General features: G+C 49.6%; 22 protein-coding genes. 14 read left to right on the top strand and 8 right to left on the bottom strand.

Annotated features, from left to right (window positions below; genetic code table 11):
- Positions 1-397 precede the first annotated feature (397 nt).
- The 5 genes from CNE01S_RS24740 (at position 398) to CNE01S_RS20520 (ending at position 5,939) form a co-directional block, all read left to right on the top strand.
- Positions 398-613, top strand: a complete 216-nt coding sequence (locus CNE01S_RS24740; protein WP_072279189.1) for a hypothetical protein — start codon at positions 398-400, stop codon at positions 611-613.
- A 66-nt stretch (positions 614-679) separates the two neighbouring features.
- Positions 680-1,816, top strand: a complete 1,137-nt coding sequence (locus CNE01S_RS20535; protein ID WP_061278087.1) for a ThiF family adenylyltransferase — start codon at positions 680-682, stop codon at positions 1,814-1,816.
- The gene (locus tag CNE01S_RS20530; protein ID WP_061278085.1) at positions 1,800-2,891 is read left to right on the top strand and encodes a HesA/MoeB/ThiF family protein; all 1,092 of its coding nucleotides are present in this window, start codon (positions 1,800-1,802) and stop codon (positions 2,889-2,891) included. Before CNE01S_RS20535 ends, CNE01S_RS20530 begins: the two co-directional genes overlap by 17 nt.
- Positions 2,884-5,013 carry an ATP-binding cassette domain-containing protein gene (locus tag CNE01S_RS20525; RefSeq protein ID WP_061278083.1) on the top strand — a complete coding sequence of 710 codons (2,130 nt, stop codon included), beginning with the start codon at positions 2,884-2,886 and terminating at the stop codon, positions 5,011-5,013. The genes CNE01S_RS20530 and CNE01S_RS20525 overlap by 8 nt, the downstream gene beginning before the upstream one ends.
- A gap of 323 nt (positions 5,014-5,336) precedes the next feature.
- Positions 5,337-5,939: a hypothetical protein gene (locus CNE01S_RS20520; RefSeq protein WP_061278081.1), complete on the top strand. Its 603-nt coding sequence runs from the start codon at positions 5,337-5,339 to the stop codon at positions 5,937-5,939.
- Positions 5,940-6,231: 292 nt separating this feature from the next.
- On the opposite strand, the gene CNE01S_RS20510 is transcribed toward CNE01S_RS20520, so the two are convergent.
- The gene (locus CNE01S_RS20510; RefSeq protein WP_245874372.1) at positions 6,232-6,684 is read right to left on the bottom strand and encodes a GNAT family N-acetyltransferase; all 453 of its coding nucleotides are present in this window, start codon (positions 6,682-6,684) and stop codon (positions 6,232-6,234) included.
- Positions 6,685-6,986: 302 nt separating this feature from the next.
- On the opposite strand from CNE01S_RS20510, the gene symE reads away from it, so the two are divergent.
- A complete protein-coding gene (gene symE, locus CNE01S_RS20505) occupies positions 6,987-7,325 on the top strand; it encodes an endoribonuclease SymE (protein ID WP_061278077.1) in 339 nt (112 codons plus the stop codon).
- Between the two features lie 88 nt (positions 7,326-7,413).
- On the opposite strand, the gene CNE01S_RS20500 is transcribed toward symE, so the two are convergent.
- Positions 7,414-7,764, bottom strand: coding sequence for a helix-turn-helix domain-containing protein (locus CNE01S_RS20500; protein WP_061278075.1), 351 nt, complete (start codon positions 7,762-7,764; stop codon positions 7,414-7,416).
- 335 nt (positions 7,765-8,099) lie between these two features.
- Here CNE01S_RS20500 and oqxA point away from each other — a divergent pair, with 335 nt between their 5' ends.
- Together oqxA and oqxB are read left to right on the top strand one after the other, a co-directional pair.
- Positions 8,100-9,278 (top strand): multidrug efflux RND transporter periplasmic adaptor subunit OqxA, encoded by a 1,179-nt coding sequence (gene oqxA, locus CNE01S_RS20495; protein ID WP_061278072.1) that lies wholly within the window; start codon positions 8,100-8,102, stop codon positions 9,276-9,278.
- Between the two features lie 23 nt (positions 9,279-9,301).
- A complete protein-coding gene (gene oqxB, locus CNE01S_RS20490) occupies positions 9,302-12,454 on the top strand; it encodes a multidrug efflux RND transporter permease subunit OqxB (protein WP_061278070.1) in 3,153 nt (1,050 codons plus the stop codon).
- Between the two features lie 98 nt (positions 12,455-12,552).
- On the opposite strand, the gene oqxR is transcribed toward oqxB, so the two are convergent.
- The 4 genes from oqxR to CNE01S_RS20470 all read right to left on the bottom strand — a co-directional run bounded on the left by oqxR (position 12,553) and on the right by CNE01S_RS20470 (position 14,875).
- Positions 12,553-13,032, bottom strand: a complete 480-nt coding sequence (gene oqxR / locus CNE01S_RS20485; protein ID WP_061278067.1) for an efflux pump transcriptional repressor OqxR — start codon at positions 13,030-13,032, stop codon at positions 12,553-12,555.
- 287 nt (positions 13,033-13,319) lie between these two features.
- Positions 13,320-13,904 (bottom strand): HI_0983 family protein, encoded by a 585-nt coding sequence (locus CNE01S_RS20480; RefSeq protein WP_061278065.1) that lies wholly within the window; start codon positions 13,902-13,904, stop codon positions 13,320-13,322.
- 173 nt (positions 13,905-14,077) lie between these two features.
- Positions 14,078-14,602: a GNAT family N-acetyltransferase gene (locus tag CNE01S_RS20475; RefSeq protein WP_061278063.1), complete on the bottom strand. Its 525-nt coding sequence runs from the start codon at positions 14,600-14,602 to the stop codon at positions 14,078-14,080.
- Between the two features lie 3 nt (positions 14,603-14,605).
- Positions 14,606-14,875: a type II toxin-antitoxin system TacA family antitoxin gene (locus CNE01S_RS20470; protein WP_061278061.1), complete on the bottom strand. Its 270-nt coding sequence runs from the start codon at positions 14,873-14,875 to the stop codon at positions 14,606-14,608.
- 290 nt (positions 14,876-15,165) lie between these two features.
- On the opposite strand from CNE01S_RS20470, the gene cbpA reads away from it, so the two are divergent.
- The 3 genes from cbpA to CNE01S_RS20455 all read left to right on the top strand — a co-directional run bounded on the left by cbpA (position 15,166) and on the right by CNE01S_RS20455 (position 16,900).
- Positions 15,166-16,086, top strand: a complete 921-nt coding sequence (gene cbpA, locus CNE01S_RS20465) for a curved DNA-binding protein (protein WP_061278091.1) — start codon at positions 15,166-15,168, stop codon at positions 16,084-16,086.
- Positions 16,086-16,391, top strand: coding sequence for a chaperone modulator CbpM (cbpM, locus tag CNE01S_RS20460; protein ID WP_061278059.1), 306 nt, complete (start codon positions 16,086-16,088; stop codon positions 16,389-16,391). The genes cbpA and cbpM overlap by 1 nt, the downstream gene beginning before the upstream one ends.
- A 149-nt stretch (positions 16,392-16,540) precedes the next feature.
- Positions 16,541-16,900, top strand: coding sequence for a KPN_00521 family repetitive protein (locus CNE01S_RS20455; RefSeq protein ID WP_061278056.1), 360 nt, complete (start codon positions 16,541-16,543; stop codon positions 16,898-16,900).
- A 49-nt stretch (positions 16,901-16,949) separates the two neighbouring features.
- On the opposite strand, the gene CNE01S_RS20450 is transcribed toward CNE01S_RS20455, so the two are convergent.
- Positions 16,950-17,630, bottom strand: coding sequence for a nitroreductase (locus CNE01S_RS20450; RefSeq protein ID WP_061278054.1), 681 nt, complete (start codon positions 17,628-17,630; stop codon positions 16,950-16,952).
- 120 nt (positions 17,631-17,750) lie between these two features.
- Here CNE01S_RS20450 and CNE01S_RS20445 point away from each other — a divergent pair, with 120 nt between their 5' ends.
- Positions 17,751-18,683, top strand: a complete 933-nt coding sequence (locus CNE01S_RS20445) for a LysR family transcriptional regulator (protein ID WP_061278052.1) — start codon at positions 17,751-17,753, stop codon at positions 18,681-18,683.
- A gap of 85 nt (positions 18,684-18,768) precedes the next feature.
- Here the strand turns inward: CNE01S_RS20445 and CNE01S_RS20440 are convergent, their stop codons facing one another.
- Positions 18,769-19,905 (bottom strand): alpha/beta fold hydrolase, encoded by a 1,137-nt coding sequence (locus tag CNE01S_RS20440; RefSeq protein WP_061278049.1) that lies wholly within the window; start codon positions 19,903-19,905, stop codon positions 18,769-18,771.
- A 188-nt stretch (positions 19,906-20,093) separates the two neighbouring features.
- Here CNE01S_RS20440 and CNE01S_RS20435 point away from each other — a divergent pair, with 188 nt between their 5' ends.
- On the top strand, positions 20,094-20,606 hold the full coding sequence (locus CNE01S_RS20435) for a winged helix-turn-helix transcriptional regulator (protein ID WP_061278048.1): 513 nt from the start codon (positions 20,094-20,096) through the stop codon (positions 20,604-20,606).
- A 38-nt stretch (positions 20,607-20,644) separates the two neighbouring features.
- Positions 20,645-21,595, top strand: coding sequence for a 2-dehydropantoate 2-reductase (locus tag CNE01S_RS20430; protein WP_061278046.1), 951 nt, complete (start codon positions 20,645-20,647; stop codon positions 21,593-21,595).
- The last annotated feature ends 3 nt before the right edge of the window (positions 21,596-21,598 follow it).

The raw sequence follows: 21,598 nt of genomic DNA, 5'->3' as shown, positions 1-21,598 counted from the left end.
AGGGGATGAACAAAATGAAAATCAAACAGGACTAATCTCATTAGTTATATAGGATAAAATTCGACAGGAGAAGATTATAAATATAGCTAAAACAATAATATATTATGATGACACATGACTATCAAAGAGGTGTATTTAGAAGTTCAATCTTAGCTTATGTTAAACGGAGGAAACTATATTTTGAAAAGTGGCTGGTTACTGGGATTTTCATTCAGTCAATGCTAGCGATGTACCGAAATTGTGACTACCGTATGACAAAGTTTATCCCAGTGTATACTACCAATAATGGCACCTTATAAGGTTCACTATTTTAACAAATTCGAGTTGACCACTAGTACTGTTAAGCTTATGCTGTTTTTGTTTTTGAAATTTAATATTAATTAAAGGAGCTATAGTTATGAGCAAGATTTTAGATCTAACATTTGAAGTAATTAAGCAAAATATTAAAGCTCAAAATAGTGCAGGCTGCAGGACTAACGGCACTAGTACTTGCTGTTCTACATATTGTACAGCAAAAAACTGTCGAGGCATTGAATCCGAGCCGGAACATGGTTCAAGCATGGATGCATGGGATCAATACTTGCAGATGAATGCAGGTGTATTGCAATACTAACCCTAAAAGCTCATTTTATAACTATAAAATGGGCTTTACTATAAACAGGCTTGTTATAAATACATCATGTTAAATAAAAAATTTTATTTGCAGCATACGATCGATGTATACATTACTGAATTAAAAGATGAAAAAGTGAGAATCACTTTTCATAGAATGACTACTCGTGAAAAAGTAGAAATCACGACATCAAAAGCAATAGCTAGATTTTTAGCTTTATTAGATGGACAAAGAACTGCCCAAGAAATATTTAATAAGCTAGGTTCCTTTGAAAAACATGCAGCTAATGATCTAATCAATTTTCTTTTGGAGCAACACCTCATTACAGAAGATGATGAAAAAGTTGACTCACATTCTCGTTATGCTCGCCAGATTGCTTATCTTGATGATATGTTATTGGAAAGAAAAGGAAGTGATACACAGAAAATAATTGAATCTAAAAAAGTCGTCATATTAGGCTGTGGTGCGGTCACAGGAAATATTGCCGAGAACCTGGTAAGGGCTGGAATTTTAAGCTTTATTCTTATAGACTATAAGAAATTTAAAAAAAACAACTTGAATAGACATCTTTTTTCTAGGCTTTCAGATATTGGGAAGAGCAAAGTTGATACTTTAGCAACTTATCTAAAAAGGATAGACTCAAGAGTAAATATTAAAATTCACGAGGAGAAATTATTACCTAATTCTGATTTATCAAAATGGATAAATGATGATATCGATCTTGTTATTAATGGTTGTGATGAGCCCTATATCGGTCACACATCAGTAAAACTGGGTCGTTATCTTCAATCAAGGAGTATTCCACTGTATGTTGCAGGCGGATTTGATGCCCACTTGATGAGCTCAGGTGAATTAGTCTACCCTCCTAAAACACCATGCATAGATTGCATCCAAAATACATTTAGTCAGGCCCTAAGTGATTGGAAGCCTACCTATATTAGAACTGGGGATACAAATTCATTAGTTAGTGATATTGTTTTAAAGAGCAATGACTTCTCTGACTATATTATTGGAGGCCCTGGTGGTATCGCTTCGATGAGTGGATATTCAGCTTTTTTTAGCAGTTTAAAGATAATTCATTTTTTAGCAGAAGATTCACAATATAATTACACGACACTCCGTTATGAATACCTTCCAAATAGTGGAGAATTAACTAGCTTTACATTACTAAAGCAAGGTGGTTGTAATGTCTGCAATAGATAAACTCAGATTAAGAGAAAGTGTTGGTATAATACCCCACGAGTCTGGTATTGAACTATTTAAATCAAATACGCGAGAGAACATCTCTTTGAGAATGAACTTTCCCGACATTATTAATCTGTTGAATTATTTTAATGGAAAAACATCCATTAAATCAATTTCAGAAAAATACGGTTCAATAGATAATGAACAGTTAAAAAAACTAGCTATTTATTTAAAAGAGCAATTTGTATTTATTGAACAAGATATAGTGTACCCTATCGATAGAATACAGAATGACTATCGTTTAATTAACTTACTGGAAGATTATTTTCATTCTACAAGCGAAGTAGTTCTTGCAATAGAAAGGCTGGAAAAATCGACTGTTATGATTATTGGATTAGGTGCCGTTGGCAGTATCATTTCTGCTTACCTAACCAAAACAAATGTTGGAAATTTGGTACTAGTTGATAATGACACTGTTGACTTAAGCAATCTTCATAGACAATATTATTTTGAAAACAATGTTGACTCAAATAAATCAGAATCCTTAAAAAATGAATTAAAGAGCATAAATCCAAACATTAACATAACAATTATTTCAAAATTTTTAAGTTCTGACTTTTTTGAAAAAACACAGTTACCAACAAAACCTGATTTAATTATAAACTGCTCGGATGAGCCAAGTGTAGATGTTACCAGTAGAATCATATCTAAATATGCCATGAGCTATAACATCCCGCATATTGTCGGTGGTGGTTACAACTTACACCTCACATTAATTGGCCAGACCATTATTCCATACAAAAGTGCTTGTTTCGAATGTTTTAAAATCTATTTAAATTCGATCAATGATAAAGATATAAAAAACGTGAAGGCTTTGGACAGGAACAATCGTAAGCTCGGTTCATTTTCTCCACTGTCCGGAATAGCAGCAAGCCTAGCTTCTCTCGACGCATTTAAAATACTTATCAGAAGATATGATACCTTACAGCAAACCAATAAAAGGATCGAATTTAATGCTCAAGACTTTAGTTTTCAGGTTATGGATATAGAAAGAAATCCTAATTGTGAATGGTGTGGGGGGCATAATGAATAGCATTAAACTAAATGGTGTTTCTACACATAATTTAAAAAACATTACTATTGAAATAAGTAAAAATAAAATCACCGCAATTTATGGTCGTTCAGGCGCTGGAAAGAGCTCTCTCGCATTTTCTAGTCTGTACAAACTTTGCAGTGATGAGTTTGATGCCTTAGAAAATGGCTATGGTGAAAATCACGAATACAAAATTGATAGCTATTCTGGAATAATACCTGCAATTGCAATTGCACAGGCCAACAAAAATAACAACCCCAGATCTACTTTATACTCTTATCTGAATATTGCACAAATTCTATCTTTTATTTCAAAAAAAAATAGCAAACATATCCCTGATTTCAAATATCTAAAAATAAATAAACCAGATAATGAATGCCCTATGTGTAGAGGATTGGGTGAAGTCACCCTTATTAATTTAAATACCATTATTAATGAAGATATGAGTATCGAAGAAAAACCATTCTCTGTTTGGAAGAATGGAACATTTTCAGAGATGTATCATAATTTACTACTATCTTATTGCCAGCTTGAAAATATCAATACTTCAATCCCTTTCAAACAGCTATCAGAAATTGAAAGAAAGAAAATACTTTATGGTGTAACTGAATCTAGGTTAGCTTTTAAATTTAAATACAAGGGCACCATACGACAAAGACGTGCGTTTTATGAAGGTGTCATGATTTCAGCCCAAAATATGATCGGGCAAAAATCATTAGGAAATGCAACAATTAGAGAAACTTGTCCTGAATGTCAAGGGTCAAGAATTAATCTTAATTCCTATCAAAATAAAAACATCCAAATACTGGGGTTGGATATCCTAGATTTTCTCACACACCCCTTTTCTGAACTATCAGACAGAATATCTAATAATTCTTATTCTGATGAAATCATAAGAGTCCTTAAATCATTTTGTGAAATGGGCATAGGATACCTTAGTTTTTCACGCTCAATTCCAAGTCTATCTGGTGGAGAATTACAGAAACTCAGATTTAGTCGATTACTCAATTCAAATATCTCTGGAATTTTGTTAGTCATAGATGAAATATCTTCACAAATTAACAGTAAAGATTTCCCTATGATACTTGAAAAAATACAAAAGCTATCAATTAATAACACTGTTGTTTTAATTGAGCACTCACCATACTTTATTGATAAAGCAGATTCCAAAATTCACATAGGTATTGAGGCCGGTGAAAGAGGTGGATATGTTTGCCCGAATGAAAAAATATTACCGATTAAAAAAAATGTACAACGGCACAAGACAAAAAATTTCATTCACTTCAAAAATATCAATAAAAACAATGTTTTCAATCAGGATTTTCAAATCCCTAAAGGCTGCTTAACCGTGCTAACTGGCCCATCAGGTTCCGGAAAATCATCGATAGCAAAAGTAATAGAGGAGAGAGAAGATGCTATTTACATTTCTCAGAAGAGTTCAAGTTTCAGCGGCCGCTCTGTTTTATCCTCCACAATAAAAATAAACACGCTTATAGCTGACTATTACTCAAAAAACACCGATATGGAATCTAAAGACTTCCTTCTGTCGAAAGATGCTGGCTGTAAGACTTGCGATGGCACTGGTATAATTAAGTATGAAAGAGGGTACGATAAAGATATTTATTTAACGTGCCCAACTTGTGAAGGTGACCTTTTTGACAAAAAAAATGAATCTGTGGAATTAAAAGTCAATGGATTAAATATCATTGAATTTTATAATATGGAGATAAAGGAATTATATTCGTTGCTAAATAAAACTGACACCCCATTTAACAAAACTCTCGAAACAATGGTCTCGTTAGGTTTAGGTCATCTGCAGTTAAAACGGAAAACCCAAACATTATCTGGTGGCGAACTGCGCCGCGTAAAATTATGTGAACATTTATCCAGACAAAAACAAACAAAAAAAATATTGATTATCGATGAACCTGTAGCCGGATTAGATCCTGAAACAGCAAGCAAGATTGCAGATTATATTCATCAGAAAGTTCCATTATTCAATGCCATAATTTTAATTGAACACAGGCAAGAAATAATCGATTATTCTGATTATGAGATTCAGATTGGACCTTCTGCTGGAAAATTAGGTGGAAAAGTACTATCTCAAAGATTTCTTGATTAGTACCCCCCTATGAAATTCGGATATTATAATGCAACAGAAATACAACCCCATTTTTCACCTCGTCAATTCTCATATATTAAATAGGTGGAGAATGAATGATTATATAACTCATTATTTAATCCGTTATGATATACCCTCCTAAATAATATCATCTAAGCAAAGGCTAACTCTCCGAAGCTCCGCTTCTCTGAGTTACCTAGTTTTCCTCCATTCTGTCTAAAGATAACGGAAAGACATAACAAACATAGTGATGCTGTTTTTCTTTTTAAAAAAGGCTAAAATACGTTAGACCGTTCTATCATTATCAACGCAAGGTAAATATTATGAGCGATAAAATCATGGCAACGCCAACATGTGAGAGTAAAAAAATAGGGGATGTTAAACTCAAAGGTAGTATTGATGGAATAGAGATACAGTGCAATGTTGACTTTACATATCAGATGGTTAAGAACGGAGAAACACCACCTCCAACAGAACTACCAAAGAAACTAAAAGCAATACATTATTTTATATATTTTGTATTGCCACTTCTTTTGATTATAGTTTTATTTTTTATTGATGCTATTTTTAAAACAAACTCAAGGCTTGTTTTGTTTTTCCTGCCAATTATCTTTGGCTTCATACTTTACGCTATGTATACAAACAGCCCCACGACTGACCCTATATATATAAAGAAGCTTATTGATGTAATAACATTAATCTCATCAACAATAACTGCGTGTTTATTGTTATTTAAAACAATAGAGATAAACAACCCTTGGTTAGATAGGCTGTGTGCCCTTAAAAATGGTAGTGTGCCTGAGGTTATACTATTTTTAATTGTTTTCGCTTGTGTTTACATGGTGATTTGGATTTTTGCAACATCAGCTACCATGAAATTTCTTTTTGGGATAAACGATCTAATCGCCTATAAAAAAAACAATTAAAAGCAAAGGGCATCTCGCCCTTTATTTTTAATATATATCGTAAGACTCAAACAATGGTAAAAATATCGGACTAAATACTATCCTCCTCAAGTTAAGCAGCCACATATAATAGTAACAATTGGAGTATCATTTAGTTGAAAGCGTTCGTTAAACGGGTAATACATGAAAAAGACCAAATACCATGATAAAACCACTAAAAATGTCAATGTAATATACAGAAGCATTTCAAAATTAAATTTCTTCATCATTTTGTAAGCATCCCCAAAACCCACTCCCCCACTCTTAATGTCCTTCAGGACCCCCAAAAATAATGCCTATCACCCCCCTCCTCACGCTCAAAAACAAAACCCTGAGAGAGATAAAATGCATTAGCCGGGCTTTCTTTTAAGGCGATCAACCGGATGGGTTTCGCTGAAGCGCTGGCTTGTGTCTGCAGGTCTTTCATCACAAGGCTTCCGATTCCTTTCCCCTGAAATTGGTTTTTAATATAGAAGTGATCCAGATAGAAATATTCAGGGTAGGTTCTGAGCACATAGAAACCCGCAATTTCATCTCCCAGGGAAAGGATGAAGGTATCATTTGCCTCAAACGTCGAAAGAAAGCGATCTCGCGCTCTGACGGGATCAAACCTGTTCAGCGCTTCCAGGCTGGGCCGCATTGATTCAACGCGTATATCAGCCAGCATCTGCGTATCATCGGGGCAAGCGGGGTAAATATTCAGATCTGTTAGCGACAAATTAACCAAGAATGCACCTGTTTTTATCAATGATTAACAAGGGCCGAAGAGAAGTAATAATAAACAAATAAAAGATAATTTCCCCTGTAAATCCATACATATTTTTTCTGCGAGCCGCATTCCATTTATCCCACCGATTTCCCAGCAAAACCAGCCCGCAAGGTATGATACCCACATGAAGTAAGCAGGTATCAGCAGTAAGAGAGCAGTAAGAGAGCAGTAAGAAAAGAAGCCAAAAGAAGCGCGATTAAGGCAGGCGGCAACCCGCCCTAACCGCTAATCACAACCAACTAAACGAGCGAGAGTTGATTATGACTAACGAGCATAGTAAGCCAGAGAAGCACATCCCCACAACAACAAGGGCTTATACTGTGGGCTACATTCGAGATTCGAAAAAATTCCAGCCCTCACCTGCCATAACGCTAAATGGGTTCTGGCTTGCGGAAGCGGGTTTTGATACGGGCACGAGCGTGGAGGTGCGGGTTCTGCCGGGCTGCCTGATATTAACGGCCAAAGAGCCGCTGCCGCCGGAGGAAGAGCCGGAGATCATGCAGACGCTGCGCAAGGTGTGTAAGTTTTCCGCCCGCAGGCAGAAGCAGGTCAAAGCCTTTATCGAGGACGTTATCGCGCCGAAGCCGCGCAGAGTCTAAAGGGTGACGCCAACCCCGGTTTCATCACCGGGGTTTATCGTCGGGTATAAGCCGGAGCATAAAGCGGGTTGCCCGCGAAGAGAAAGCCTCAGGCCCCATAGCGGTTCCCGGTGTGAGCCAGCTGCCGGCGCCACACGCCCGGCGCAATGCCGTACTGGCGCTTAAAGCTGCGGTTGAAAGACTGCTGCGAGTCAAAGCCCAGGGAGATCGCCACGTTCAGGATCGGCTCTTCGGTGCGGCTCAGGCGCTCGGCGGATTTTTTCAGCTTTTGCGCACGGATGTACTCCCCCAGGTTGTAGCCGGTGTGCTGCTTGAAGATCCGCTGCAGGTGCCACTTTGAGTACCCTGCCCGCTCGGAAACGGTGTTGATGTCGAGGCGGCTGTCGAGGTGGTTATCAATCCAGCCGAGTAAATCATGCATGAAGGCATCGGTGCTCATTGTCTCTCTCCCCTGCGGGTTTGTTAAAAGCATCTTTATCAGTTGCATTTAAATCTGACCTGCTTTGACAATAATTGCAAGTTTTATTGTTACATTAAATCCTCGTTACAAATGGGCCTTTTTCGAATGGCACAAATAGCACAGAAAGTGCAACAATTATTCTTGCACTTAGTTCTACGCCTTCCTACAATCGCCGCGATACTGTATTCGTAATTGATACACATTTTGTGCCGATGAGCGACACAAATGGCCTCAGGTCAGCCCGGACAAAGGAAGTGGCGCGGCACCCTCCGCTGCGTCTTGCCCGGTCGACTTCAACTATCGGAATAAGAATAATGAGCCTGCAAAAACATTGGGTTAGCCTTCATCTGTGCGTGTTGGGGCCGGTACTGCTTGCCGCGCTGCTCGCCGGATGCGACCGGGGAGTCGCACAAAACGCCGTGCCGCAGGCACCTGCCGTCAGCGTCGCCGACGTGGTGGTGAAACCCGTTAGCCAGTGGGATAGTTTTAACGGCCGCATCGAAGCGGTGGAAAGCGTTCAGCTCCGCCCCCGCGTCTCCGGCTACATCGACAAAGTGAATTACACCGACGGCCAGGAAGTGAAGAAAGGCGAAGTGCTGTTCACCATCGACGACAGAACCTACCGCGCCGCGCTGGAACAGGCGCAAGCGGCGTTGATGAGAGCCAAAACCCAGGCCAGCCTCGCCCGCAGCGAAGCCAGCCGCACCGACAAGCTGATCGGCACCAACGTGATTTCCCGCGAAGAGTGGGAACAGCGCCGCTCTGCGGCCACCCAGGCCGATGCCGATATTCGTGCGGCCCAGGCGGCGGTTGACGCGGCCCAGCTTAACCTCGACTTCACCAAAGTCACCGCCCCGATCGACGGCCGCGCCAGCCGCGCGTTGATCACCAGCGGTAACCTGGTCACGGCGGGCGACAGCGCCAGCGTGCTCACCACCGTGGTGTCTCAGAAGACGGTTTACGCCTACTTCGACGTGGATGAATCCACCTATCTCCACTACCAGAACCTCGCCCGCAGCGGCCAGGGCGCATCCACTGACCATAAGGCACTGCCGGTGGAAATTGGCCTCTCCGGGGAAGAAGGTTACCCGCATCAGGGCACCGTGGATTTCCTCGACAACCAGCTCACCGCCAGCACCGGCACCATCCGCATGCGCGCCCTGCTGGATAACGCCCAGCGTCAGTTCACGCCGGGGCTGTTCGCCCGCGTTCGCCTGCCGGGCAGCGCAGAGTTCCAGGCCCTGCTGATCAACGACAAAGCGGTGCTGACCGACCAGGACAGAAAATACGTCTACATCGTGGATAAAGACGGCAAGGCACAGCGCCGCGACATCACGCCGGGCCGCCTGGCTTCCGGGCTGCGCATCGTGCAGCAGGGGCTGAACCCTGGCGATAAAGTCATCGTCGACGGGCTGCAAAAAGTGTTTATGCCAGGCATGCCGGTGAACGCCAAACCTGTCGCCATGGCCGCCACCAGCGCTGCCGTTAACTGATCCCTTACCAGAGAATCCGACGCATGGACTTTTCCCGCTTTTTTATCGACAGGCCGATTTTTGCCGCGGTGCTGTCGATTCTGATTTTTATTACGGGGCTTATCGCGATCCCGCTGCTGCCGATCAGTGAATACCCGGACGTGGTGCCGCCAAGCGTGCAGGTCCGGGCGGAATACCCCGGCGCCAACCCGAAAGTGATCGCTGAAACCGTGGCGACGCCGCTGGAAGAAGCGATCAACGGCGTCGAAAACATGATGTACATGAAATCGGTCGCTGGTTCCGACGGCGTGCTGGTGACGACCGTGACCTTCCGCCCTGGCACCGACCCGGATCAGGCACAGGTTCAGGTGCAGAACCGCGTTTCCCAGGCCGAAGCTCGCCTGCCGGAAGACGTTCGCCGCCTCGGTATTACCACCCAGAAACAGTCGCCGACGCTCACCCTGGTGGTGCATCTGTTCTCACCGAACGGCAAGTACGACTCGCTGTATATGCGTAACTACGCCACGCTGAAAGTGAAGGACGAACTCGCGCGCCTGCCGGGCGTCGGGCAGATCCAGATTTTCGGCTCCGGCGAATACGCCATGCGCGTGTGGTTAGATCCCAACAAAGTGGCGGCGCGTGGCCTGACGGCTTCTGACGTGGTCACCGCGATGCAGGAGCAGAACGTGCAGGTCTCTGCAGGTCAGCTCGGGGCTGAGCCGCTGCCAAAAGCGAGCGATTTCCTGATCTCGATTAACGCCCAGGGCCGCCTGCACAGCGAAGAAGAGTTCGGCAACATCATCCTGAAAACCTCACCGGACGGCTCGCTGGTTCGCCTGCGTGACGTGGCGCGTATCGAGCTGGGTTCCGGCAGCTACGCCCTTCGCTCCCAGTTGAACAACAAAGATGCGGTCGGGATCGGTATCTTCCAGGCGCCCGGCGCCAACGCTATCGACCTGTCTAACGCCGTACGCGCCAAGATGGCCGAGCTGTCCACGCGCTTCCCGGAAGACATGAAGTGGGCGGCACCTTACGACCCGACGGTCTTCGTGCGCGACTCCATTCGGGCGGTGGTGCAAACCCTGCTGGAAGCCGTGGTGCTGGTTGTGCTGGTCGTTATTTTGTTCCTGCAAACCTGGCGCGCGTCGATTATCCCGCTGATTGCCGTCCCGGTTTCGGTGGTGGGGACGTTCAGCATTCTTTACCTGCTTGGCTTCTCGCTTAACACGCTGAGTCTGTTCGGGCTGGTGCTCGCCATCGGCATCGTGGTGGACGACGCCATCGTGGTGGTGGAGAACGTCGAGCGCAACATTGAGGAAGGGCTTGCCCCGCTGCAGGCGGCGCATCAGGCCATGCGCGAGGTGTCCGGGCCGATTATCGCTATCGCCCTGGTGCTGTGCGCGGTGTTCGTGCCGATGGCGTTCCTCTCCGGCGTGACAGGGCAGTTCTACAAGCAGTTCGCGGTGACCATCGCCATTTCGACGGTGATCTCGGCGATTAACTCCCTGACGCTCTCCCCGGCGCTGGCGGCGCTGCTGCTGAAGCCGCACGGCGCGCCGAAGGACATGCCCACCCGGCTGATCGACCGTCTGTTCGGCTGGCTGTTCCGGCCATTCAACCGCTTCTTCCACCGCAGTTCGGAAGGTTACCAGGGGCTGGTGAGTAAAACCCTTGGCCGCCGTGGCGCGGTGTTCGCTGTGTACGTGCTGCTGCTGTGCGCCGCCGGGGTGATGTTCAAAACCGTACCGGGCGGGTTTATTCCTACTCAGGATAAGCTCTACCTGATCGGCGGCGTGAAGATGCCGGAAGGCTCTTCGCTGGAACGCACCGACGCGGTGATCCGTAAGATGAGCGAAATCGGCATGAACACCGAAGGCGTGGATTACGCGGTGGCGTTCCCAGGCCTCAACGCGCTGCAGTTCACCAACACGCCGAATACCGGCACGGTGTTCTTCGGCCTGAAGCCGTTCGGCGAGCGGAAACATACCGCCGCGCAAATTAACGCCGAGATCAACGCCAAAATCTCGCAAATCCAGGAAGGCTTTGGCTTCTCTATTCTGCCGCCGCCAATTCTGGGGCTGGGCCAGGGTTCCGGCTACTCGCTGTATATCCAGGACCGGGCGGGCTTAGGCTATGGCGCGCTGCAGACCGCGGTGAACACTATGTCCGGCGCGATCATGCAAACGCCGGGGATGCACTTCCCGATCTCCACCTACCAGGCGAACGTCCCGCAACTGGATGTGCAGGTAGACCGCGACAAAGCCAAAGCGCAGGGCGTGTCGCTGACCGACCTGTTCGGCACTCTGCAAACCTATTTAGGCTCGTCCTACGTGAACGACTTTAACGAGTTCGGCCGCACCTGGCGCGTGATGGCCCAGGCCGACGGGCAGTTCCGCGACAGCATCGAGGACATCGGGAACCTGCGTACCCGCAACAATCAGGGCGAAATGGTGCCGATCGGCAGTATGGTGAAAATCACCACCACCTACGGGCCGGACCCGGTGATCCGCTACAACGGCTACCCGGCGGCGGATCTCATCGGGGATGCGGATCCACGCGTGCTTTCTTCCGCTCAGGCGATGACCAAACTGGCCGCAATGTCCGGCCAGGTACTGCCGAACGGGATGAACATCGAATGGACGGACCTGAGCTACCAGCAGGCAACCCAGGGCAACACGGCGATGATCGTCTTCCCGGTGGCAGTGCTGCTGGCGTTCCTGGTGCTCGCCGCGCTGTATGAAAGCTGGACCCTGCCGCTGGCGGTGATCCTGATTGTGCCCATGACCATGCTGTCCGCGCTGTTCGGCGTCTGGCTGACCGGCGGCGACAACAACGTGTTCGTGCAGGTCGGGCTGGTGGTGCTGATGGGCCTGGCCTGTAAGAACGCCATCCTGATCGTCGAGTTCGCCCGCGAGCTGGAGATGCAGGGCAAAGGCATTATGGAATCTGCGCTGGAAGCGTGTCGCCTGCGTCTACGGCCTATCGTGATGACTTCCATTGCCTTTATCGCCGGGACTATTCCGCTGATTCTGGGCCACGGCGCAGGGGCGGAAGTGCGCGGCGTGACCGGGGTGACGGTGTTCTCGGGCATGTTAGGGGTGACGCTGTTTGGTCTGTTCCTGACGCCGGTGTTCTACGTCACGCTGCGTAAGCTCGTTACGCGCGGCAAAACGCAGGCAAAAACTATCGAGGCGTGAAACGAAAACGGGCGGTGTATGGCCGCCCGATTAGCCCAACAAAAAACCGCCTTTCAAAGAGGCGGTTTCTTTATTTCTGCGGAAGATGATTGTGGAGCTTAGTGGCCTTTTTTATACAGCGCCTCAAGCTCGGGCACCGGCTGGCAGCCGCTGGTATCGCTCTTTTTCACTTTCTCCAGCGCGCTTGCCACGGTATGGCGAGCCAGCACCGCCAGCGAAGCCTCTTCAGCTTCTTCTGCAACCGTTTTGAAGTACCAACAGGCGTTGGCGCTGACCACGCAGCGGGCAGGCACGTCCGGGCGAGACGCCCAAATCTTTTTGTCTTCAATCACCGACAGGTAAATATCTCGCAGGGTTATCTCTTCGGCCGGGCGGCCAAGATGAATGGAACCGTTGCGCCCCAGCGTCGAGACAATAATGCCGTCACGCGTGAGGGGAACCATCAGTTTACGGATAAAGCTCGGGTTGGCTTCCAGGCCATAAGCCAGGATGGCGCTGGTCGAGCGTTCACCCATTTGCTCCGCCATCGCTACGCTGAGAACCATCTGCAAAGCTGTCGGGAAGCGGTAATCTAACATTTCATTTTCCTAGGTCGCGGTGAATCTTGTTCTTTTTGGCACCGCTAGGTGAATAATCAATGAGCAACAATATAACAAATGTAGCGTTTTTTTTGAAGCAATCTGAGCTTTAGCTGGGAGCCAGCTCAAAATAACCGAAAGCTCAATTTTAATAAGTTACGGAACTAAACTATTCAATAAATTAATTCAAGCGCTTGCCATATCAGCTAATAAGTTGTGTAGCTGGTGTTTAATAAAAATCCCCAGACCTGTTTAGCCTGGGGAATCTGTTTAGCCAGGATAAATAGTTAGCGGCATTCAGGTTTCCAGTTCAGAGCCTGCAGCGCAGTCATATCCGCATCGTTATCGGCCTTGATGCGTTTCACCATGTCGTTCTCGGCCACTTTAGCGTCGGCGGGATACTGGCGGGCAAACTGCAGGTTGACGATGCCGCCGCAGGCTTCACGGGCGATCCACACGTCAGACTCATAGCCGCCCTGCCTTGCGTCACCCGGCTTCGGCAGGTTGATAATTCGCACTTCTGAAACATCGCCGTGTTTCACCACGGAATAATGCGGCTTCGGCGTCGTGCGGTTTAGCTCCACTACCGTCGCCTGCATCCAGCGGTCAAGCGTGGCGTTGATCTTGAGCTGATTCACCGTAATCAGCCGGGTCCACGCCCAGTTTTCAGCCTTTTCACCGTCGGTGGTGTATTCCCACACTGCCTGCTGCGGCGTTGAGCGAGTGAAAGACTGGCCATAGGTTTTGCCCGCAAAGGCGATCGTCTGCGGCGCATTAAGATCTTTAATCTGCGATGTTTTTGCCGACTGAGGGCTGGTACAGGCAGCCAAAAGGCAGGCCGAAGCCAGAAGAGCGATGGAGTAACGGTTCAACGGTAAGTTTCCTTATTTTTGTTATTTAATCACGCCAGAAGTCGAGACAGAAAATAGCCTGTCGCTGCATAAAACGACATTTGTTGGCGATTTCCTGCCCTCTGAACATAGAAGGAAGCGGATGAATTTTCAATTCAGGAAGTCTGAAAATGACGGGCGATCAAATAGATCGATTATTGATGCTCAAATAATTTCTCAATCGAGCGGGTCGGATAAAAAAGCGAATTGTTGTTTTTCCCCACCAGCGGAATAAACCCTAATTTTTGATAAAAGCGCTTCGCATTATCGTTAATAGCATCGACAAAAATCCCATGAACACCCACCGCCTGCGATGCTAAATAAACCACCTTCATCGCATGCGCCACAAGCGTTGAACCCCATTCCTGGCCCTGCAGATCTTTGTGGATTGCCAGCCGCCCCAGCGTCAAGCTGGGGACATTGGCATAAGGGATTTTTCGCTTCTGGGTGTTTGACGGCAGCGCCTCTTTTTCAAAGCAGCTGCCGGACAAAGTGTAGTAACCCAGCACTTTAGGATTGACGTCCTTTGTCACAAGAAGATAGCCGCGTAAAAAACGGCCATTATGCTGCCGGACAAAGTGCTCGGTGAGAAAGGCATTCAGAGAAGCTTCACCGCAGTCAAAGCCGCAAAAATCATACGCAGTTTGTTCCGAAAATAATTCAATCATCAGGTCAGCCACGGCTTACTCCATGTCTTTCAGACGCCTTGCTGCACGTTTGAGCCTGTCATCCGGTTCAGGCGGGTTGCTGATAGCATCCATCACACGATTCCACGATGCTTCATTCAGCACCAGGCGGCGATGTTGTTCGATAACTTCCGCAGCGCGCGCAGACGCACAGGCAATCATAAACTGAGTGATCGTCTGGTTAGACATGGCTGCCGCCTCTTCGATCATGCTTTTGTCGTCGTCACTCAATCTGAGGTCGATGCGCTGTTTTTTTAAAACTGACATCCTGTATTTACTCCCGACCTGCCGCAGGTGTCAGCAGGACGATAAAATCAATGAACACCTTAAGGCTAGCTAGCCACTTAAAGATGTACGGAAAAATTCCGTACAATGACGGTATGCTCATTGGCGCAAATTTTCAACAAATAATCTCGACCGTCCTCAAATCCTGCCAGCTCGTCGCACCGAAAAATCCCGCCATCACCGCCCCACCTTCCCGCAACGGGCCTATACTTATCGGCGACACTTTTCCGCACGTTCTGTTCTGCATGCACCGATTTATGCGAGATAACGATATGGAATTAAAGGATTATTACGCCATCATGGGCGTGAAACCGACGGACGAACTCAAAACCATCAAAACCGCCTACCGCCGCCTGGCGCGCAAATATCACCCCGACGTCAGCAAAGAGCCCGACGCAGAAGCCCGCTTTAAAGAAGTAGCGGAAGCCTGGGAAGTGCTGAGCGACGAGCAGCGCCGCGCCGAATACGACCAGATGTGGCAGCACCGCAACGACCCGCAGTTTAACCAGCAGTTCCACCAGGGCGGCGAACAGAGCTACAACGCCCAGGACTTCGAAGATATCTTCTCTTCTATGTTCGGCCAGCAGGCCAGGCAGTCTCGCCAGCCGCACGCCGCGCGAGGCCACGATGTAGAGATCGAAGTAGCGGTCTTCCTCGAAGAAACGCTGGCCGAACACAGCCGCACCATCAGCTACAAGCTGCCGGTCTACAACGTCTTTGGCATCGTCGAGCAGGAAATCCCGAAAACGCTGAACGTGAAAATTCCGGCAGGCGTTGGCGACGGGCAGCGCATCCGCCTGAAAGGCCAGGGCACGCCGGGTGAAAACGGCGGGCCAAACGGCGACCTGTGGCTGGTGATTCATATCGCGCCGCATCCGCTGTTCGACATTGTCGGCCACAATCTGGAAGTTGTGGTGCCGCTGGCGCCGTGGGAAGCCGCGCTGGGCGCCAAAGTCGAGGTTCCAACGCTCAAAGACAGCATTTTGATGACCATTCCAGCGGGCAGCCAGGCCGGGCAGAAGCTGCGCATCAAGGGCAAAGGCCTGGTCAGTAAACAGCATACCGGCGACCTGTTCGCGGTGATTAAAATCGTGATGCCGCCTAAGCCAGACGAAAACGCGGCGGCGCTCTGGCAGCAGCTGGCAGACGCCCAGTCGGCGTTCAATCCGCGCAAAGATTGGGGGAAAAAATAATGGCTAACGTCACCGTCACTTTTACCATCACCGAGTTCTGCCTGCACACCGGCATTCCGGAAGATGAGCTCAATGAAATCGTCGGGCTTGGCGTCGTCGAACCTTACGATTTTGAGGTCAAACCGTGGCAGTTTGACGACCAGGCGATCAACATAGCGCAGCGAGCATTGCGGCTAAGACGAGAGTTAGCGCTGGACTGGCCGGGCATCGCCGTCGCGCTCACGCTGCTGGAGGAAAACGAACGCCTGCGCCAGGAGAATCGCCTACTCAGGCAGCGGATAGGCCGCTTCATCCGCCATCCATAAGCACATAATCTGGTGGATTATTCAGCAGAATATATCCACCAGCCGTGAACATCCTGATTCATTTAGGAATATTACCTAAGGCAACTTCCGCTTCGCTGTGCCAGGCTTATTCACGGTCATAAGGACTGATAACGTTTGTTGAGGATATTATGAAAAAAACGATCATCGCTTTATCTGCAATTCTGCTGGCTGCTCCTGTTTTTGCCGCGACCACCACACACGCAACCGATGAGACCGTCGCCGCGGCGCACGAAGGCGCTAACACCGCCAAAGAGAAGCTGCACGAGGCAGAAAACAAGGGCGAAGAGCTGAAGCTCAAGTCTAAACATGCCGCCGAAGGGAAGAGCGACAGCACGGGCAGCAAGATAAGCGAAGGCTCCCAGAAGGCATGGCATAAAACCAAAGAAGGCACCGAGAAAGGTTGGGACGCAACCAAAGAAGGCGCTGAAAAAGGGTGGAATAAAACCAAAGAAGGCGCTTCTGACCTGAAGAAAAAAGTCAGCGAGTAATTAGCCTTCTCTGAAGAAAAAGCCGCGAAAGCGGCTTTTTTTATGCCCGTTAGTTATGCAGCGTTACGCTCTCGTCCACGCTCTGACGCCACATGCGTACGCCAGCGGAAGGTGCATTCAGATCGGCATAACCGAAGGAGATGCCGAACAGCAGGCGATAGTCATCCGGCACGCCCAGAATTTTACGCGTTTCGTCAGCATGGAAGCCCAGCAGCGTTTGAGGAATACCGGCAAAACCACGCGCCGCCAAAGACAGCAGGAAGCTCTGCCCGTACATGCCGATATCGGACGCCACGCGCACGTTATCGCCAAACGACGGCATAAACAGGAAGGCAACATGCGGTGCCCCGAAGAAGTTGAAGTTACGCAGGTAGGCTTCGCGGCGTTTCTCTTTATCATCGCGGGCAATGCCTAGCGCATCATAATAAATTTTCGCCTGGCGCTGGCTGCGCTCGTAGTAATCGCCGTGAAAATCGTCATAGCTGAAGCTGAAGTCCGGCGTTACGTTGCCCGCAATGTCGTTCTCAATCATCATCTTTTGCAGCGCATCTTTGGTTACGCCGGAGGCGATATGCACGTTCCACGGCTGCGTATTGCAGTTGGACGGCGAATGCTGGGCATCCTGCAAAACATCCCGAATTTGTTCGTCGGTCAGCGGCGTAGGCAGAAATGCCCGGGATGAAAAACGCTGACGCACGGCCTCGTCAAAAGCCAAAACTGTATTGCTCATACCATCCTCTCTGTGCTTCCCCGGCGATGCCGGGCATCGTTACTTGCCGGGGAGGATAACGCTGCCGGGCGTAGCGAAAAACCGTATAATCCCTTAAAGACTTTTGCGGAATTTGCACAAATGAAAGATCTGAGCCAGATAAATGCCCGCTCGATGCGTCTCTTCCTCGCGGTGATCAGCGAAGGCAGTTTTTCCGAAGTGGCCCGCCAGGAGAGTCTTTCGCCCTCTTCCGTTTCCCGCACCGTGATCCAGCTTGAGCAGTCTCTGGAAACCCAGCTGCTTTACCGCAACACCCGAGCCGTGGTCGCCACCGATGCGGGAAATATTTACGCCGCCGCGTTCAGGGAAATGCTGAGCCAGCTTGAGCAGGCGCAAAATCAGATTGGCGAGCGCCGTCAGCAGCCCGGCGGCGTGCTTCGCTTCAACGCGCCGGTGTCTTTCGGCCTGCGTCATATCGCCCCGTGGATTGCAGAATTCAGCGAGCGCTATCCGGCGCTGCGGCTGGAATTGAACCTGACCGATAACTACATCGACCCGCTGGCAGACGGCACCGATCTGCTGCTGCGAATCGCCCCGGTGCAGGACAGTTCGCTGCACGGGCGCTTTATTACCCGCCAGCGCGCTTATCTGGTCGCCAGCCCGGCCTATCTCGCGCGCTATGGCACGCCGCAAACCCCCGAAGAGCTACACAATCATAAACTGCTGGCCTACCGCGGCCTGATGGGGCTTCAGCGCTGGTATTTCACGCAAGGGGAAGAAAAAATACAGCTAACGCCGGAGCCTAAAATCGTTTCTGGCAATGCTGAGATGCTGGTGAAAGCGGCAGAGGATGGCGCAGGTATCGTGCTGTTCCCGGACTGGCAAATCAGCGATGCGCTGCGGGCAAAACGGCTTATCCCGATGATGACGGATTACACCGCGTCCTACAGCGCCACCGACCATTCACTCTATATGCTCTACCCCGGTGGGCGTTTTCCGTCGCTTAACACCCGCACCGCGATAGATTTTTTTATGGCGAAATTCGGCTCCCCGCCCTACTGGCAGGACGTTTAACTCGTTTTAAGTTCATCGAAAAGTTCAGGGTGTTTATCCCGCGCTTTAAACAGCAGGATCAGCGCGTGATAAACCCCCAATGGATTTACCCTTTATTGCTAATCCATTGCATAAACTCGCCGACGTGATTAGCCCACAGATCCGGGCGCGTCATGGTGAAATGCCCCGGCGATGTCGGGGTGCCGGCCTGCACCACGTAGCGGCCCTGTTTTAGCTTCGGCACCTCGGTTTCCAGCACGCGCAGGCTGTCCGGGTTGAACTCGTCGTCCGAGAAGTTCAGCGCATACAGCTTAGTGGTGATTTTGCTCAGGTCAGGCTGCGGGTTATAGCTGAAGGAGGATTTGAGCGAATAGAGAACATCATTGGTGTCGATATGGTTGGCGGTGAAACGGTTGTTCGCCAGGAACTTGTCCGCAGCGGCACCGTCCGGGATAGTCCTTTGCAAATCCGGCGCGCTGTCGATCATCATTCTCAGGATGTTGTACCCCTGGAGCCAGCTCTCGGGCGCCTGAGTATAATTGCCGTCGTGCCATGTCGGATCGGCTCGCACCGAGTCCACGATCATTCTGCGCCACAGCAGATTACGCCCGGAGACCTTGATCGGCAGCGACACCACCGGCATCACGCCGTCCATCATGTCCGGATACGCCACCGCCCACTGCCAGGCGTTCATTCCCCCCATCGACATCCCTATCACGGCATGCAGGTGCTTAATGCCCAGCGTTTCGGTCACCAGTTTATGCTGCAAATCAACCATGTCGCCGTAATCGTAGTTGGGGAATTTTGCCTTTAAGCCGTCGCTCGGCTTGCTCGACTGGCCGTGGCCAATGCTGTCGGCAAAAATCAGATAGTAGCGGTTCGAGTCCAGCGGGCGTCCCGGCCCGTAAAGGGATTTGGTCCAGACTGGACTCAGCAGCGCGCGGCTGTCTGCCCCCGTCCAGTGCAGCACGAGAATCGCATTATCAATCTCTCCCTGCGCATTTCGGTGCGCCTTCCCAAGCGTGGCGTAGTGCAACTTCACCTGAGCCAGCGTTTCGCCATCCCGAAACTTATAGTTAGCGAATACGGCATCGGCCTGATGCGCCGCCGGGTTGAGCTGAGTGTCCCAGGGAGCCGCGGGTGCTGCGGCGGGGGCGGCAAATACGGGGCTGGAGAGCCCGGTACCGGCCAGCAGAAGGCTTAACAACAGACTGATTTTCGTAAGGGTACGCGTAGATTTCATTAAGGTTCACCTGGGTAAATGAGCGACGGTTCTCTGGCACCGGACTGTTTAAAACTTGCCCGCCTCACCATTAACTCTTATAATAAGAGTAACAATGAAAAGATCAACTGTGGCTTAACGATTAGCCGGAGGCTCGGATCCGGCTATACACTGTTACCGGCCCACGTTGATGAAAAATAAGGAACGCTATGCGCTCGAAAGGTTTTGAAGGTATGACCTGCTCCGTCGCCTGCGTGATGGGAGCCTTAGGTGACCGCTGGGGAATGCTGATTATGCGGGACCTTTTTTTAGGCCTGCGCCGCTACGATGATTTTCGCCGCTCCAGCGGTATCACCAATGCCACGCTGTCCGACAGGCTAAAAGCGCTTGAAGAGCAAGGGCTGATTACCCGGCAGCGCTACCAGACGAGGCCGGATCGCTACGAATATTTGCTCACCGAAAAAGGGCGAGATATCGGGCTGGTGCTGCTGAGCATGATGCAGATAGGCAGCAAGTGGAATATCCCTGACCTTGTCGGGCCGTCGCTTTTGATGGTGGACGGCAACAGCGGGCATAAAGTGAAAGTTGCCCTCGTGGATGTCGAAACCGGGCAGCAGGTTTCACCGCAGGATGTCATGGTGGAGTTGGGGCCAGGTGCCGACGACCTCACCCGCTGGCGTTCGGCGGGCCGTATCAGAAACCCCGAACCCAGCGAAAGCTAAGTCGGGCAACATCAACGTAAAACGCAGCGAGAAAAGCGATGAAAATACTGGTGGTTGGAGCAGGTGCAATCGGGGGTTATTACGGCGCAAGGCTGATTCAGTCCGGCGCTGACGTGACTTTTCTCGTTCGACCAAAACGGGCCGAGCTGCTGGCAAAACAAGGGCTGCGGCTGGAAAGCAGCCTGGGAAGTTTTAACTCGCCGGTTAACGCGGTGACCCGGGACAATCTACGCCCGGAATACGATCTGATCCTGTTGAGCTGTAAAACTTACGATCTGCAGGCGGCGATCGAGGACATTATGCCCGCCGTTGGCCCTTCTACCGCCATTCTGCCTTTTCTCAATGGCCTCTCGGTTTACGATGAACTCGACGCCCGTTTTGGCCGCGACCGGGTGCTCGGCGGCGCGGCGTATATTGCCACCACGCTCAACGCCAACGGCGAGATAAAACAGATGGGCGCGGCGGATCAGGTTGTCGTCGGCGCAAGATCGCCCGCAACGCTCGGCGTAGCAAAAGCGGTTTACGCGCTGTTAGCTTCTTCTTCTGGCGTGCGCGTGCTGTCAGATAACATTATGCAGGCGCTGTGGAACAAGTGGGTGATGCTGGCTTCCGGCGCGTTGATGAACTGCCTGATGCGCGGCACGGTGGGAGACATCATGGCGACACAGGACGGCGAAGCGCTGATGAAACAGGCGATTTCAGAAAGCTTGAGCGTCGCCGCAGCGGAAGGCTATGCGCTGCCGCAGGAGGAAATCGCCAGCATTGAAAAACGCCTGCTGGACCCAGAATCCGCCTGGGCCGCCTCAATGAGGCGCGACATTGCCAGCAACGCGCCACGCCTGGAAGGTGATGCCATTGTCGGCGATATGATTACCCGCGCCACCCGGCACGGCCTGAACGTACCGCTTTATCGGGCGGCGTACTGCCATCTCCAGGTTTACGCCCACCAGCACACGCCGGGCGCAGCGGCCCAGCAGCCGTTCAAATAACGA

The sequence above is a fragment of the Cedecea neteri NBRC 105707 = ATCC 33855 genome, assembly GCF_001571265.1.
GTDB lineage: Bacteria > Pseudomonadota > Gammaproteobacteria > Enterobacterales > Enterobacteriaceae > Cedecea > Cedecea neteri.
The sequence above is the reverse complement of the archived record's forward strand: the minus strand, read 5'-3'. Positions and strand labels throughout refer to the sequence as shown.